This is a genomic window from Pelotomaculum sp. PtaB.Bin117 (assembly GCF_002067195.1).
GTDB classification, from domain to species: Bacteria; Bacillota; Desulfotomaculia; order Desulfotomaculales; family Pelotomaculaceae; genus Pelotomaculum_D; species Pelotomaculum_D terephthalicicum.
In genome coordinates, this window is record NZ_MVQM01000115.1 from 23,574 (window position 1) to 39,068 (window position 15,495).

Sequence of the window (15,495 nt, forward strand, 5' to 3'; positions counted from 1 at the left end):
TCAGGCAATTTATTTTCTCTGGCGTTCTGATTCCTGAATTCTGCCCCCTGCATAAAGCCGTGCTGTTCGTAAATGAAAGCACGGCTTTTATACTTAGGGAGACGATTTAACTGGTTGACTCAATGCCTTCTGCTCCTCATCCTGCGGCGCCGGCGTCACGGATTTTGCAGGATCTTTCTGCTCCTCATTATCATTGGAATTACTTTTACCCTCAGGATCATTTTGTTGTTTGTTTGTATCCTCATTTTCTTTTTTCTCTTCCCCTTGCTTGCCCGGCTTAACCTGATTTATCGAATCACCCTGTTTTTTTTGTTCAGCTTGTTTATCGCTCTCTTCCGGTTTCTTTTGTTCAGCTTTTTGTTCTTCAGTTAGCGGCTGAACAACATATCCTCCCGCCGGCCTGTCATCAAGGCCCATGACACCCGCCATCACCAGGCGAAATATTTCTGCCGGCTGATTACCGCCATAAGAAGTCAGGTAATGTTGTCTGTCCATGTTTCTCTCATCATAGCCCATCCATACCGCGGTGGTGTACCGGTCTGTAAAGCCGACAAACCACGCGTCCTTGTTGCCGGACAAGCCACGGTACTCTGCCGTGTCCGGCAGCTCGGTGGTGCCGGTTTTCCCGGCCGCTTGCGCGCCGCGAATTTTCGCCCTGTTTCCTGTTCCCGCCTCTACAACCGCGCGTAAAACATCTTTAATGAAATCGGCTGTGGACGCTTTCATTACCGGGGTCCCCTGGGGATGACGGTAAAGTGTCTGCCCTTGCGAGTCTTCGATGTGTTTAATCGAATACGGCTTGATAAAAACACCTCCGTTGGGGAAAGCAGCATATGCCCCGGCCATTTGCAGCGGGGATACTCCCTTGGTCAATCCGCCCAGGGCTAAAGGAAGGCAGCGGTCCTCTTCCACCAGCTCAAAGCCCAATTTCGCGGCCATTTCGAAACCACGGTCCACTCCAATTTGGTTTAACAGCCTGACTGCGGCTACATTGCGGGACCACTGCACAGCTGTACGGATAGTAATCGGCCCGTAATAGCCGCCGCCGGAATTATGCGGCTCGTACGAAATAACCGAGTCCGGGGTGTAACCGAGTTCAAAAGCCGGCGCGTAGACAGCAATCGGCTTAAAGGCTGATCCTGGCTGTCTGGATAACTGGGTAGCCCGGTTAAATCCGCGGTTCACCCCGTACTGCCTGCCTCCCACTACAGCTTTCACCGCCCCTGTGCCGTTCTCTACCATCGCTATAGCCGCTTCGACTTTTTCAGAAGGGAATAAATCTGTTCGCGCGCACACCTGTTCGGCTTTCTTTTGTATTTCTGGCTCCAGGGTAGTGTATATTTTTAATCCGCCTTTAAATATCTTATCGTTGCCGATTACACCAACCGCTTCATCCATGACATAATCGAGAAAATAAGATCGGTAATTCTCCAGACTCACATCGCTGTTTAATTCCACAGGCTTCCGCTGTGTTTCCTGCCCTTGGGATTTAAGGATGTAGCCCTGTTCGCTCATTTTTTCCAGCACTACGTTTCGCCGCCGCTGCGCGCTTTCCGGATTTAAATAAGGATCGTTGGCGCTGGGCGCCTGTACCAGGGCGGCCAGCAGCGCGCCCTCCGCCAGCGTGAGCTCAGAGGAATTTTTATTAAAATAAACTTTTGACGCGCTCTGAATGCCATAGGCGCCCTCACCGAAGTACACTCTATTCAAGTAAAACTCCAGAATCTCATCCTTGTTAAAGCGTCTTTCGAATTCCAGAGCCAGCATAGCTTCCCTTACTTTTCGCCGCAGAGTTTGTTCCGGCGACAAAAAGTAAAGCTTAATAACCTGCTGGGTAATCGTGCTGGCCCCCTCGGTAATCCGTCCTGATCGGTAATAACTGAACGCCGCGCGTAAAATAGCCTTGATATCTACTCCGCTGTGGCTGTAGAACCTTTCATCTTCAATCGCCACAAAAGCTTTCTGAACGTGCTCAGGAACCTGGCTCAACGAAACAGGCGTACGATTGATCTCACCATGAATTTCACAGATCAAGTTGCCATTTTCATCATACAGGAAAGAGTTCTGGTCAAATACTGTGGACAAGGCTTTGGCACTGGAGAAACCGGCCAAAACCCAGTTCGCGTAACAGTAGCCCCAAATTAGCACCGGTGTGAGCGCCAGGATTAATAAGGCGGGAATAAAAGCAATTACCTTAACAGCGTTTCGCCAACTGCCGGCCATACTGTATGAACCTCTCTGCTTCCAAAATATATATATATGATAATTATAACACCCTCTATCAATATACGCGGGCGATTATTTATAAAACATTATATTAAGTAATGATATAATAAATATATGTCGGCGAAAATCGTAAATTACCAAAAACTCTACAACATAACTGAAAATATGACCCCTTTGGCAGATGACTGCGGCAAGCTGTGCGGCAAAATTTGTTGCCGGCCGGATAAAAATAATACCCTGGGAATGTATTTGTATCCGGGTGAAGAAGAGATGTTCACGAGGGAGGAGGACTGGCTGCGTTGGGAGCGGCGAAACCCAGGGGAAGATGATTTTCCGGCATCATGGAACAACCCGGTATACTTTATCTGCTGCACCAAGCCCTGTCCCAGGAAACACCGTCCGCTGAATTGCCGCCTTTTCCCCTTGGCGCCGCATTTATTAAAAGACGGCACTCTTTTATTAATCTATGAAACACTATATTTGCCCTACACGTGTCCTTTGATCAAAAGAAAAACACCGTTGAGACAAGATTTTATTGATGCAGTGGCTCACTGCTGGCAAGAACTGCTGACAGACCGGCGCATAAGCGACTTGGTGGAAATGGACTCACGGGAACGTGAAAAAGAGGGAAACCAGCCGTTTATTGTGCGGATAATATTACCGCCACTATCCCGGCGCCGATAAGCGGGCCGACCGGCACGCCTTTGAAAAAAGCCACACCGATGATTGTGCCCATCAGCAATCCAACCAGCACCTGCGGCTGATCGGTCAGAAAAGTCACACCTTTCCCCCCCAGAAAGGCGATAACCACACCGACTAGTACAGCTATAAGGCCGGCGGAGCTTTTCAGCGTGTTCAAAAGTGATTGTATGCCCACCTCTCCCGTGGCGAAGGGCACAAGCACTGCCATGGTGATGACGGTAATGCCTGCCTTAAGCGTATACTCTTCCAGGAATGGGACAGGCCGCTCTCCGATAAACAGCCGGATGACCAGTAAAATACCCGCCGCCGCCGCCACTGTGCCGTTCTTACCGATTAACCCTAGAATAGCGACAACCAGCAAAATAATGACCGATTGATTCAAAGAGCATCCATCCCCCACCATTACCCTTATTAAGTAACTTTATCACAAAAGTACAATATTTTACACCCTTTTAACCGAATTACCTATTAACAAAATATGGTTTGACCTCTTTGCCCAAGTCTTCCGGTAAAACAACTGACACAGGCTCTTGCAATACTGTCTGGAAGAAATTTATGTCAGGCGCGTAATCCCTGGTATTGAGAAATGTTCGCGGCACGATCCGGAAGTGGGCAGGGAAAAACTGCTGGCCTTCGGCGCCCCAGTATAAGGATGCGTTAAAACTGTAAATGTCGTTTTTGAGATAATAACAAAATATTTTTCGGAGCCCTGAAACAAGGCGCCGGATATGCGCATCCGTAAAATCATCAAGGCAATAGACACCGGGAAACACACACATGATTTCCCCAAGCATTCCTAGCGAAACAAATGACGCCAGCCAGTGCGTGTCTCCGACTTGACCGATATACCTTTCGCCATGCTGCTGTTCCTCTTTTATTAATTCCGTCCAGTAGTCTACCTGATGGTTATGGTAAAATGATTCCGCAGCCTTGTATTCGTCCGCAAACTGATTTCCCGGGTGTTCCGTGGCGAAATATTGCTGGTGCGGGTGAACCAGCCCGCCCCCGGAAGGCGGCATGTAATTCCACGCCATCACCTGATATGGTGCCGAGGGGCTTTTCCCCCTGACTCTTTTAAGAAAATCAATTCCCAGGGAAAACGAGTCATATATTTTATCGTCATTAAAGCTCTCTAATGACACAACATGATCGTCAGTCATGATCACAATTGAACTGTAAACATCATATGGAAACAGATTAGGAACAAGCAGCGCCTCCCCCCTCGCCAGGCGGCCTTTACGAAACAATCCCTCAGGAAACATGGGCGTGACATGGTTCCTCCTGTCGCCACAAAATGGACAAAAGCCTTTGATTCGCGGCTCCAGATATTTATCCAGATCCAGCTTTTGCGGCTTGATCGCTCCAAAGTGTGAAAAGTGGCCGGTTCTACCGGTAAGAGGATCGGTACGCACCTGTGTTTTTATCGTAATTGGCTGAAAATCCGCGCGCGGATCAAGAAATGTGTTTTCGACATGCATAATTTGAAAGACAATTTTTGAGGTCAGCTCAACCCCCCCTTTTTTTAATAGATTCGGGTCGCACTATATAGCGCTTACCAACGGGCTCATGTTCGCCCTTCAAGACAGCAGTGCATCACGCTTTACTCCAGGCCGGTTAATCTTTTCGCGAGCCTGACCGCTTCGTAAGCGTCTTTCGCATAACCATCCGCCCTGATTTCCCGCGCGAAGCTTTCATTGACTACCGCTCCGCCAACCATATATTTGACATCCAGGCCTTCGCTCCTGCCAAGCTCAACAACTGTCTTCATTTCAACCATGGTGGTTGTCAGCAGGGCGGAAAGTCCGATGATTCGCGCCTGCAACTCTCTCGACTCACCGATAATCTTTTCGGCGCTCACGTTCTTTCCCAAATCATGTACCGTAAATCCGTTGTTTCTCAGCATCAACCCCACGATATTCTTTCCAATATCATGAATGTCGCCTTTAACTGTCGCCAGGACGACAACCGGGCTGTTTTTGCCGTTTCTCTCCCGGTCCCCGGCAAGCAGGGGCGCCAAGTAGTTAAAGGCCGTTTTCATCGCCTCGGCGCTTTGGATGAGCTGCGGCAGGAAATATTTTCTTTCCTCGTAAAGATGACCTACCCTGGTGATGGCAGGTATCAGGTAATCATCAATAATAACACCAGATTTGACGCCTTCCGCCAGCGCTTCCTCGATTAAACCCACAACATTCTCCCGGTCTCCCTCAAGTATGGACAGCTTGATCCGATCCACTGTCTGCAAATTACTGTCTTGTTCAACTTTTTTCGGCCTTTCCGCATTTTCTTCGCTATACCTTTTTATATATGCCAAGCTGTTTTTATCCCTGGCGGTCAAAACATCGCAAGCCGCCTTAATATCCATAATCATTTCACTGGAGGGATTAGCTATCGCCATACTCAATCCGCAGCCAACCCCCATGGCCAGAAACGCCGAGTTCAGGTAATCTCTCCTGGGCAAACCGAAAGACACATTGGACAGTCCGGCGATAGTGGCGCAGCCAACCTTTTCGGCACACCATCTGATCACTTTCAATGTTTCTTCCGCCGCGCTCTGATTTGAAGAAACCGACATGACCAGTCCGTCCACCACAATGTCGCTATTTTCAAAGCCATGCTTCTTCGCTTCGCTTATCACATTTTCAATTATCTCATACCTTTCCCGCGCTTGCTCCGGAACGCCCTCGTCACTTAAAGGAAGCAGGATAAACATGGCTCCGTATTTGCGCGCGATAGGGAGCATCCGCTGGATTTTCGCTTTTTCCGCCGATATTGAATTAATCAAAGCTCTTCCGGGATAAATTCTCAGGGCGGCTGCGAGAACATCGGGCGAGGAAGAATCCAGACATAAAGGACACTCCACAACATTACTCAATAACTTGACCACTTCCACCATGGTTTTTTTCTCGTCAATTCCAGGCATCCCCACGTTTACATCCAGGATCTCCGCGCCGTTTTCCACCTGCTCCGCGGCTAAACGCCTGACCTCGGTTAGCTTGCCGTTTTTCAGCTCTTCACTGAGCTTTTTTTTGCCGGTCGGATTAATCCTCTCCCCCACCACCGTGACCGGATAAGTGTCTCCGAAAAAAACGGTTCTTCTGGAAGAAGTCAGCGCCCTGTAGGGATTGGGCTCTCGTCCGGCAGGCTTTAGCCCCGCGATATTTTCATTTACACTTTTTATATGCTGTGGAGTGGTGCCGCAGCATCCTCCGATCACCCCCACTCCTCTGGCAACGAAATCAACCGCGTATTTGCCGAACTCCTCCGGTCCCATGTCAAAAACCGTGTGCCCGTCCACAAGCCTCGGCAATCCCGCGTTTGGTTTCACCATAATCGGAACCTTCGCGTACGGCGCCATAAGCTCAACTACCTTTAACATGTCCTTGGGCCCGGTGGAGCAATTGGCGCCAACGGCGTCAACACCCAGGCTTTGCAGGGTGATCAGCACTGTGACAGGATCGCTGTCGGTCAAGGTTTTCGCGCCGGTATCAAAGGTCATGCTGGCGATTACCGGCAGGTCACAGGTTTCCTTGATGGCCAGTACGGCAGCCCTGGTTTCTTGCAGATCGATCATGGTTTCAATAACAAAAAGATCAACGCCGCCGGCCAGCAGACCCTGAACCTGTTCCTTATAGACATCAACAATTTCATTAAATCCCGCATCGCCAAAAGGCTCCACAAACTTTCCTGTCGGCGCGAGGTCGCCTGCGACCAGGCATCTTGCACCCGCCGCTTCTTTAGATATTCCGGCGAGCGCCCTGTTAAATTCCAAAACCCTGTCCTGAAGTCCGAATTCTTTTAATTTAATCCTGTTTCCGCCGAAGGTGCAGGCCAGAACGATATCAGAGCCCGCCTCGATGTATTCACTTTGAATTTCCTTAAGAACATGGGGATGTTCCAGCACCCACTGCTCGGGGCATGCTTCTTTCGGTATACCTCTTTTATGCAGCTCGGTTCCTGTCGCGCCGTCTAATAATACAATTTTCCCCTGCGTCATTTGTCTAAATGTATCTTTATTCATGTGACACCTCAATCCCCGCAATCGCTATAACTGATTTCTCCGGTTCAAGCATGAATTTTTCCGTCACAGAAATACCAATTCTTTTTAGATCGAGAATATCGTAAATAACCTTTTGATGAAAAAGGTCAAGATCTCCGTAACCAGGGCTGAACCTGCGCTTTGTCAAGACTTTCCCTTTTGTTTTTATTATTTTGTCAATAAATTTCATCATCCAGTCTAAAGCCGCATCCGCACTCTGGGATGCCACCGCGTCAAAAATAAGACCTAAAGCCGCGTCACCATTTTTCATCGCCTCAGCAACTTTATCGCTGATTTCCCTCCCTACGGTGGACGACATTAAAACAGCTTCACTGCTTTGCTGCAAAAAAAGCGACAGCTTTTCACTGAGCAGTTCGATGCCGTTTTCCAGAACGACCCTGCCCGCTGAACGCTCATTAATACTGCTTCGGCAAAAAGCTCCTTTTGCATTACATAAAAGAAGCGCTCTTTTTACCGCCGCTTCTATAAATATGTTGTCTTTTTCACTGAGCGCGGTTGTTCCCTTCCTGTATCCCAACCTCGTGAGTATTAAATTCCTGTCGGGCGCAACAGGAATATGCTCAAAATATTTGACGTCCGGTTCTTTCAAAAGTCAATCAGCACCACCGTTTATCTTAATGTTGTATATTTCGAAGCCCATGCCGATTTTCCTTCTGCAGGGCGATAATGTTATTTTATGTAAAAAACAATTAGTTGGCAAGTAAAAAGAAATAATAATTTAAGCCACTTGGCGGGCGGGAAAGGAAATTTCCTAATGATAACGATCGTAAACCGCTTGTGTTTTGCGTTCGAGGTCATACGCCGGGATAAAGTCAATTTCCCGGTCAACCGGCATCGTTTCACCCTCGCGCACTGCTTCAAGAATTTGAAATATCGTGTTGGTATCGCCGAATTCCAGTTCGGGAGTAACGGAAATCGGTTCGTTTCCGGCCGCCGCCTGGTACAAATTAAGGAGTTCATTGTAGTAACCACGCTGCTTCCGGTACGGTATTTGTTCCAGATGACCGTCGTTGTAAGCGATATTTATGGTTCCGCAATCTCTTTCCTCCAAATAAATCATGCCTTTCGTGCCAAATATCCGCAAGCCGATCCACGGTCTTTGCATTTCCTTCCCGCTGCAGAAAAATGAAAACTGGCCAATCAGGCCGCTCTTGAAAAGCATGTTCACGCAAATAACTGCATATGGGGAAAAATCATAGCCCTGGGGCACTCCAAAACCCTGGACCTTATCAATCGCGCCAAAAATATGTCTTAAGGCGGCAATATCGTGGACACCGGTATCCAGGATAGCGCCGCCGGGAAATTCCGGGTGCTGACGCCATTCCGTGGAGGGAAACTTGTTCATATTCATGTCTTCCAGAAAATTAACCACTCTGTTTTGCATGAAATATAAAACCTCGCCAATTCTTCCTCCGTTAATATAATCCCTGATTATATTTGTTTCCTCATTATATCTGTAATTTTCCGTAATCATAATAGGCACATGGTATTTTTCCGGCAGTTCCATGGCTGATTTGGTTTCCTCAGGGGTTGCGGCCAGCGGTTTCTCACAAATGATCCACTTCCGGGAGCCTGATACCAGTGAGGCGACATCCTCAGTAATTTTATAATTTAGCTCGATTGGGACCATAATATCAATGACGTCAAGATCGTCCCTGACTACCATGCTCCTGTATGCGGAGTAATCTTTTTGTTGAGCAAGATTCAATTTCTTCACCCAGTAATTAGCTTTTTGGGGATTTAGATCGCATATGGCGACAATTTCGAATTTATCCGAAAGCTCCTGGTAAGCCGGGTAATGCAACTGTTCAAAAGCCATCCCGGCGCCGATAATCCCGACTCTTAATTTTTTCATTCTATCATCACCTCGTTTATTAGTTTCAATTATTATTGTTTCCTGATAATCAAATCATATTAAAACATTTTGGGAGGACCTGACTTGGCAAAAAAAAATGACGCACCAAAAACGGAAAATAATTTTTGGCTTTCTGTAACAGCGCTGGCAGGCGTGCCGTTTATCATGGTTTTGGGCAACTCAATGCTTATTCCCGTCCTGCCCGATATCAGAAACGCGTTGAATTTGACTCCTATCGCCGCTAGTTTACTGATCACCTTGTTTTCATTGACAGCCGGCATAATTATTCCGGTAGCCGGCTTTTTATCGGACCGTTACGGCAGAAAAGTTGTGATCATTCCCGCCATCATCTTATACGGCCTCGGGGGGCTGATTGCCGCTTTCGCTTCCATTTTTTTGAAACAACAAGCTTTTTCCGTCATTCTGGCAGGGAGGATATTGCAAGGCGCCGGGGCGGCCGGCACCGCGCCGATAGCCATGGCTCTCTGCAGCGATCTTTTCCAGGGGAATGAGCGCAGCCGCTCTCTGGGGGCGATGGAGTCTTCCAACGGTCTCGGCAAAGTGATCAGTCCCGTCCTTGGTGCGGCCATCGGCCTGATTGCCTGGTACACCGCTTTTATCTTCTTTCCCGTTATTGTTATCCCCGTCGTGATCGGGATGTGGCTGCTGGTTAAAGAACCCGAATCCAACCGCGCGCAGCAAAAGTTGTCGGAGTACTTAAAATCCGTAAAAAATATCTTTAATAACAAAGCCGGCTTGCTTTTGTCGTCCTACCTGGCCGGGGCAGTCGTGTTGATGGTCCTCTTCGGGATTTTATTTTACCTCTCCGAATACTTGGAACAGCAGTTTGGCTTGGATGGAATAATTAAAGGCCTTGCCCTGGCCATTCCGGTGTTATTCATGAGCGCTACTTCATTTGCGACTGGTTTTATTATTAAAAAGAAAAAAACCCTGATGAAGTTCCTGGTGGTGGCCGGCCTGGCCATAATGACCGCCGCGCTCGCCTTCCTGCCGCTGGCCAAAGGCGTGATTATCTATTTCCTCGCTATTTCCATTGTCGGCGTCAGTACCGGCATGGCGCTCCCCTGTCTCAACAACTTGATTACGAGTGCCGCTTCCATGGAAGAACGCGGTCTGGTCACTTCGCTTTACGGCAGCGTGAGGTTTTTAGGGGTGGCTTTCGGGCCTCCCATTTACGGTTTTCTGATGGCCAGGAGCACCAATTTGATGTTCTGGAGTTCAGCCGCGCTCGCCCTGCTGACTGCCGTAGCGGCTCTGGTTTTTATCAAAGACCCGGGTAACGCGGAAACCCAAAAACAAACCGCCCCGCAGGCTAAGAAAGGTCTGTGGTCAACTATCGGTTTAAAAATCAATCCGGCGAAAAAACCGGCGAAATAAGCACTGACGGGCTTCACCTGGCGGTATTCTAAACAATCGTTTTAACAGGGAACCTTTCTATTCCGCAAGAATACTATAGAAGAGCATATATGACCGGAAAGGAGTAATATCATGGGCGAAAATTCCACTAGCAACGCATGGCTGGAAATACTGCGTTTCCCCCTCGACACCCGCAGCAAAAAGCCGCGTCATAAAGGTCTCACCATGCTCCTGGATAAGGGCCTCGGACCGGAGGAAACAAAGGACTTGTTCCATGCCGCGGGCGATTACATCGATTTCTTAAAGCTTGGTTTCGGCACCTCAGCCTTGTACCCGCAAAAGGCGCTTGAAGCAAAAATCGACCTGGCGAAACAATTTAATGTAGATATTTATCCCGGTGGGACTTTCCTGGAAATTGCCATTATGCAGGATAAGCTGAAGGAATTTTTAATGTTGGCGAAAGCTTTGGGCTACACGGCGGTTGAAGTCTCGGACGGCACGCTGCATATTTCTCCGGAGGTGAGAGCGCGTACAATTTCCCTGGCCGCAGAAAAAGGATTCAAGGTCTTAACGGAAATCGGCAAAAAGAACCCCCTGGACAGAGCGCCTATCGAAGATTCTGCTGAACAAATTCAACTCGACTTGAAAAACGGCGCTTACAAGGTCATTGTCGAAGGCCGGGAATCCGGTAAAAATACCGGATTCTACGATGGAGACGGACATTTCACAAAAGAGCACCTGGCTCTGCTCCTGTCGGCCGTGGAAAGCCCGGAACTGTTAATCTGGGAAGCGCCGCTCAAAGAGCAGCAGCAAGAACTGATCCTGCGTTTCGGTCCCGACGTCAATCTGGGCAACATCCCGCCCCGTGAGGTGATAGCGCTGGAGGCGCTGCGCGTCGGCCTACGCAGCGACACCCTGAGATCGGTAATATAAGCACGCAATAAAGCCGTGGCATATACGGAAGTTAAATCCGGACGCCGCGGTTTTTTGGGATTTGCCCGGTCACGTTGACGGAATTTACCCGATTATTCATACTAAGCGCACGACGATCCTGTGCAAAATGTCCACGGAATGGCTTAAATAATTAGCCGCGTCTCTCAACTGACAATTTATTTCGTAATGTTTTATCGCGTTTATGGCATCTGCCGTTTTAAATATGGCGGCCATACCCTTCTGGTAATAATCTTCCACAGCCTTATGAGCGTTACGGATCATCTGTATCTGATTCCGCGCCTGAATCGGATCGCTTTCCAATAAAGCCACCGCCTGCGCAAACGTATATGTTCCCTCACTTAATTCCCGTACCATTTTAACAATTAACTCATCCGGCTGAACGTCATATTCTTTGATAGATTGCAGGGCGATCCGGGCATGTTCAATAATCCGGTCCATGCGCACTGAAATATAGTAGATATCCTGTCTGTCAAAGGGCGTGGTGAAAGCCTCAATTAATTTTTCTTCCATGTCCATGCGGATTGTATCTGCCTGCAGGGTCAGATTAATAACCAGGTCGAATTTTTCAGTTGAGGGAGCTTCCAGCCATGCCAGCATGGTTTTAACTCCCCGCGCCGTTACTTCGGCCTGTTCACGCAGCATGCCGTAAAAGTCGTACTTGGCGGGAAACAACCTGTCCAAGAAGCTCTTTTTTCCCATATCACATCCCCTTTACCATGAACCAACCAGCCAAATTACCGGATAATAAAATATAGCGCCGACGACCGCCGCAGCGGGAATTGTCACAAACCAGGCGGCCATCATTTCCTTGCCGATATTCCAGTTGACCATGCGGTACTCGTCTGCCGCCCCGACACCGATTACGCTGCCCGCAACCACATGCGTGGTCGATATTGGCACTCCCAGCACGGTGGCAAACATGATCGCCCCGCCTGAGGATACTTGTGCATTCAAACTATGGATAGGCCGGATGTCAAAGATACCCTGCCCTAAGGTCTTCATAATAGACCAGCCGCCGAACAACGTGCCTGCGAACATAACCATCCCTCCGGATAATCTTACCCATTCGGGTGTAATCTGCTGCTGCAGGAGATTGCCGGCCAGCAAGGCCAGGGTGATCAGTCCCATTATTTTTTGGGTGTCATTAGCGCCATGACTATAGGCCAGCAAGGCCGCCATGATCCATTGCAGTCCTTTCAGCCGCCTGTTAACGGCGAACCTGGCATTTTTCAAAGAAAAGCTGACTGTTTTTTGCAGGCAGTAAGCTATCGCAAAACCCAGCACAGGTGAAATTAACAAGGCTGAAAATACTTTCACGAGGCCAGTCAACTGATGCGTATAAATAAGTTCCTTCCATCCCCATAAGATATGCTCGCAACCGCTTGAAACCCAAACCGCTCCGACAATCCCCCCTACCAGCGCGTGTGTGGAGCTGGACGGGAGGCCGAGATACCAGGTGATTAAATTCCATACAACCGCGCCTAACAAAGCAGCCAGCAACACACTGAGCAATGACGGCTGAACCGGCAGGCTGACAATTTTGGCGACAGTGTCCGCCACCGCGCTGCCGCTAAACAGCGCGCCCAGCAAACCAAATACGGACGCCAATCCCACCGCCTGCAAAGGCGTTCCCGCACCGCAGGCGATAAACGTGGCCACAACCGAGCTTGCGTCATGCAAACCGTTGGTCAGCGCGAAAACAAGCGCCGCCGCTACCACGACGGCTATTAAAATGATCATGTCTGAAACCATGCCGTAGTAACTCCTGTAATACAAAACTGCAATAAAAAATAACTACTTGTATAATAATTAAACAACAGCGCCGGAATTTACAGCGGCACTATATATCGCACCATCATAACAAAGTGAACAATGCTTCCGGCCATGATAAACAAGTGAAAAATCTCATGAAATCCAAAATGGTTCGGAAAAAAGTCAAAGCATTTGGCGGCATAAATAATCGCCCCTATCGTATAGAGGATGCCGCCTGTGAACATTAAAACAATCGCGCCGAACGGGAGGTTTTTAAACAACTGGACCATCGGCACCAAAGCTATCCAGCCTAATGACAGGTAAAAAACCGCCGAGACATAACGAGGCGCCATAATAAACCACATTTTCAACAAAATGCCTGTTATCGCCAATACCCAGACTACTATGAGCATCACCAATCTCCATGCTCCTGTCAGTCCGTAATAGAGCACCGGCGTGTATGATCCCGCGATTAACAAGTATATCGCCACGTGATCTATCTTTTTCAGCACCAAATTTTTGCGCGGCGTTGTTTTAATCCAATGGTATAAAGAACTTGCTCCATACAACACAATAACGCTGATTCCGTAAACCGTCAGGGTTACCAACTTTGAAACATCGTCTTTAGCCAGAATAATGAGCAGCACCAGGCCTGCCAAAGCCGCGATGAAAGTGACAAAATGTGTCCACGTGTTCACCGGTTCCCTCATCTTTAAAAAACTCTTCATAATTTCATTTCACCCTATATTATTAAAAAAACGCCTCCAGACAGGCGCTAATTTAAATTGGCAAGTAAACAAAACTCAATCCACGTTCTGCAATAATCGCTGCAATCTTTTCAGTTACTTATTATTTTAGCATCTAAAGCACAAGGCAACAAGGAATTTTTTCTCCTTAATAATATAGTATAGTTTAATAATTTGCTTTTATACTTCTTCTTTGCTTAAAGAAAAAGACTAAACTTTAAACACCTTTCTTTTAAACAGTTCTTGAATTATTATTCCGGCTATGAAACCGGCGCCCATATTCCAAGTGGCAAATCCGGCAGTTATCAACAACGTATAATAATCGCTCTTTTCACTGCCCGCGTCACGGGCGAAAGCAGCCAGCTCCAAGCCGGCGAAGAATAAAATTACCCCCAATATGCTTAAAGGGAAAATTTTAAATATCAGCAGTATTGAGCTGCTAAAACAAAGGCCGGTTGCCAATAAAACAACTCCCAGGATGATCAAGGCGCCGCCGGTCCGGGCGCCGAAGCGAACGTGCCCGGCCATGCCTCCCGCGCCGTGACATATGGGGATACCCCCCAATAATGTGGAAAAGAGGTTTAGAATCCCCTGGGAAACAGCAATTTTCTTTTCGGTGACAGGCCGTTCAGGAAACAACCTGTTATTCTCGGCTGTTATAGCTATAACGGCGTTGCCGAGGGTTAACGGCACCTGGGGAATGCCCAAAATAAGCGTACCTTTGACGAAGTCGGACCAGGTGATTTGTCCCAATACAAAGCGGGGCAGTTGGAAATCGAAATGGATACCGGACAATTCTTTAAAAAGCTCCGGACTCCTTACCAGAGTGGTAATTAATCCAATAATCAATAAGACAAACATAGCGGGGATACGCCTGCCGGCAAGCAGCATAAAAGTAATTACCAGGGCGATAACGGCCGCGATGAAATCGGACCGCATCATTTTAATGCCCTCCATGATAAAGGATAGACCCAGACCTAAAACAATACCCCTGACAACCGGTTTGGTAACTATTCTGGAGATGATCTCAAGAGTACCCGTCAAGCCCATGACCAGCCAGAATATACCGGTGAAAATGCCGGCTCCCCAGACCATACCGGGCGTAATAACAGCCGCCTGGGTAATCGCGGCGCTGCCGATCGCTTTCATGGGCTGAATTGGAACTGGGGTTCGATAATACAATCCTGAACAAATAAACAGGATGCCGAATGCAACCAGCAAACCCAGCGGGTCTATCTTCATTATCACAATATAGCCCATGGCAAAGGGTATAAGGGTTCCCAAATCGCCGAAAGCGCCGGCCCACTCATAACGATCAAAGAGGTTACGCGGGGTTTTAACTGCCGCCGTTTCAGTTACCTCCGGTTGCGATATTAAACTCAACCCCTCATAATTGCTATTTTTAACCTCATTATATAATTAGACAGCACAAACTACAATTCCTGTTATCTTAAAACGTCCAACTGGAATTGGCCTGTTAAAGGCTATAAGAGATATAAAGGAATTCGATGAAATGCGCGTTGATATCAGCCGAAAAAGCATATGGCTCACCAAGTGATGCATAAATCACTTCAGTAAGCCATAACAAAGATCACAAAATTATTAACCGTAAAAAAGTTATCAGTGAGCAAATCATAAGCCGAGTTCTGTCGTGGATGATCATCTATCTGGGACGGCTGTTGCCAGCGCGACTCATGCGACCTTACCCGGGAAGCAACGGCGGGCCGCCGCAAATGTTCCCCTATTCGGTCTTGCTCCAGGTGGGGTTTACCTAGCCGGCCGGTCACCCGGCCGCTGGTGCGCTCTTACCGCACCGTTCCATCCTT

Annotated in this window: 13 protein-coding genes and 1 other RNA gene; 3 read left to right on the forward strand and 11 right to left on the reverse strand. The window is 48.2% G+C overall.

Translation table 11 applies throughout. The features are described from left to right. Nucleotides 1–93: 93 nt before the first annotated feature. Nucleotides 94–2,223, reverse strand: a complete 2,130-nt coding sequence (locus tag A4E54_RS07840; protein WP_286725446.1) for a transglycosylase domain-containing protein — start codon at nt 2,221–2,223, stop codon at nt 94–96. 117 nt (nt 2,224–2,340) lie between these two features. Between A4E54_RS07840 and A4E54_RS07845 the strand changes: the two genes are divergently transcribed. Further along, nucleotides 2,341–2,910, forward strand: coding sequence for a hypothetical protein (locus A4E54_RS07845; RefSeq protein WP_240082339.1), 570 nt, complete (start codon nt 2,341–2,343; stop codon nt 2,908–2,910). On the opposite strand, the gene A4E54_RS07850 is transcribed toward A4E54_RS07845, so the two are convergent. The 5 genes from A4E54_RS07850 to A4E54_RS07870 form a co-directional block, all read right to left on the reverse strand. Beyond that, on the reverse strand, nt 2,867–3,310 hold the full coding sequence (locus A4E54_RS07850) for a DUF441 domain-containing protein (RefSeq protein WP_240082338.1): 444 nt from the start codon (nt 3,308–3,310) through the stop codon (nt 2,867–2,869). The genes A4E54_RS07845 and A4E54_RS07850 overlap by 44 nt on opposite strands. A 79-nt stretch (nt 3,311–3,389) precedes the next feature. Further along, nucleotides 3,390–4,406, reverse strand: coding sequence for a hypothetical protein (locus A4E54_RS07855; RefSeq protein WP_240082337.1), 1,017 nt, complete (start codon nt 4,404–4,406; stop codon nt 3,390–3,392). A gap of 122 nt (nt 4,407–4,528) precedes the next feature. Further along, nucleotides 4,529–6,946: a homocysteine S-methyltransferase family protein gene (locus tag A4E54_RS07860; RefSeq protein WP_240082336.1), complete on the reverse strand. Its 2,418-nt coding sequence runs from the start codon at nt 6,944–6,946 to the stop codon at nt 4,529–4,531. Continuing rightward, complete coding sequence (locus A4E54_RS07865) at nt 6,939–7,574, reverse strand: methionine synthase (protein ID WP_240082335.1); 636 nt, start codon at nt 7,572–7,574, stop codon at nt 6,939–6,941. Before A4E54_RS07865 ends, A4E54_RS07860 begins: the two co-directional genes overlap by 8 nt. Before the next feature lie 162 nt (nt 7,575–7,736). Beyond that, nucleotides 7,737–8,840 carry a Gfo/Idh/MocA family protein gene (locus tag A4E54_RS07870; RefSeq protein ID WP_240082334.1) on the reverse strand — a complete coding sequence of 368 codons (1,104 nt, stop codon included), beginning with the start codon at nt 8,838–8,840 and terminating at the stop codon, nt 7,737–7,739. A gap of 84 nt (nt 8,841–8,924) precedes the next feature. On the opposite strand from A4E54_RS07870, the gene A4E54_RS07875 reads away from it, so the two are divergent. Then, nucleotides 8,925–10,238 carry an MFS transporter gene (locus A4E54_RS07875; RefSeq protein WP_240082333.1) on the forward strand — a complete coding sequence of 438 codons (1,314 nt, stop codon included), beginning with the start codon at nt 8,925–8,927 and terminating at the stop codon, nt 10,236–10,238. A 111-nt stretch (nt 10,239–10,349) separates the two neighbouring features. Beyond that, nucleotides 10,350–11,150 (forward strand): phosphosulfolactate synthase, encoded by an 801-nt coding sequence (comA, locus tag A4E54_RS07880; RefSeq protein ID WP_240082332.1) that lies wholly within the window; start codon nt 10,350–10,352, stop codon nt 11,148–11,150. Nucleotides 11,151–11,246: 96 nt separating this feature from the next. On the opposite strand, the gene A4E54_RS07885 is transcribed toward comA, so the two are convergent. From A4E54_RS07885 to rnpB, 5 genes are all read right to left on the reverse strand, one after another. Next, complete coding sequence (locus A4E54_RS07885; RefSeq protein ID WP_240082331.1) at nt 11,247–11,870, reverse strand: DUF47 domain-containing protein; 624 nt, start codon at nt 11,868–11,870, stop codon at nt 11,247–11,249. A gap of 12 nt (nt 11,871–11,882) precedes the next feature. Next, on the reverse strand, nt 11,883–12,923 hold the full coding sequence (locus tag A4E54_RS07890; protein WP_240082330.1) for an inorganic phosphate transporter: 1,041 nt from the start codon (nt 12,921–12,923) through the stop codon (nt 11,883–11,885). A gap of 77 nt (nt 12,924–13,000) precedes the next feature. Then, nucleotides 13,001–13,651, reverse strand: coding sequence for a PAQR family membrane homeostasis protein TrhA (gene trhA, locus A4E54_RS07895; protein WP_240082329.1), 651 nt, complete (start codon nt 13,649–13,651; stop codon nt 13,001–13,003). Nucleotides 13,652–13,879: 228 nt separating this feature from the next. Further along, entirely contained in the window at nt 13,880–15,052 is a 1,173-nt protein-coding gene (locus A4E54_RS07900; protein WP_240082328.1) for a putative sulfate/molybdate transporter, read from the reverse strand. 237 nt (nt 15,053–15,289) lie between these two features. Beyond that, nucleotides 15,290–15,495: RNase P RNA component class A (rnpB, locus tag A4E54_RS07905), an RNA gene on the reverse strand; the annotation flags it as partial.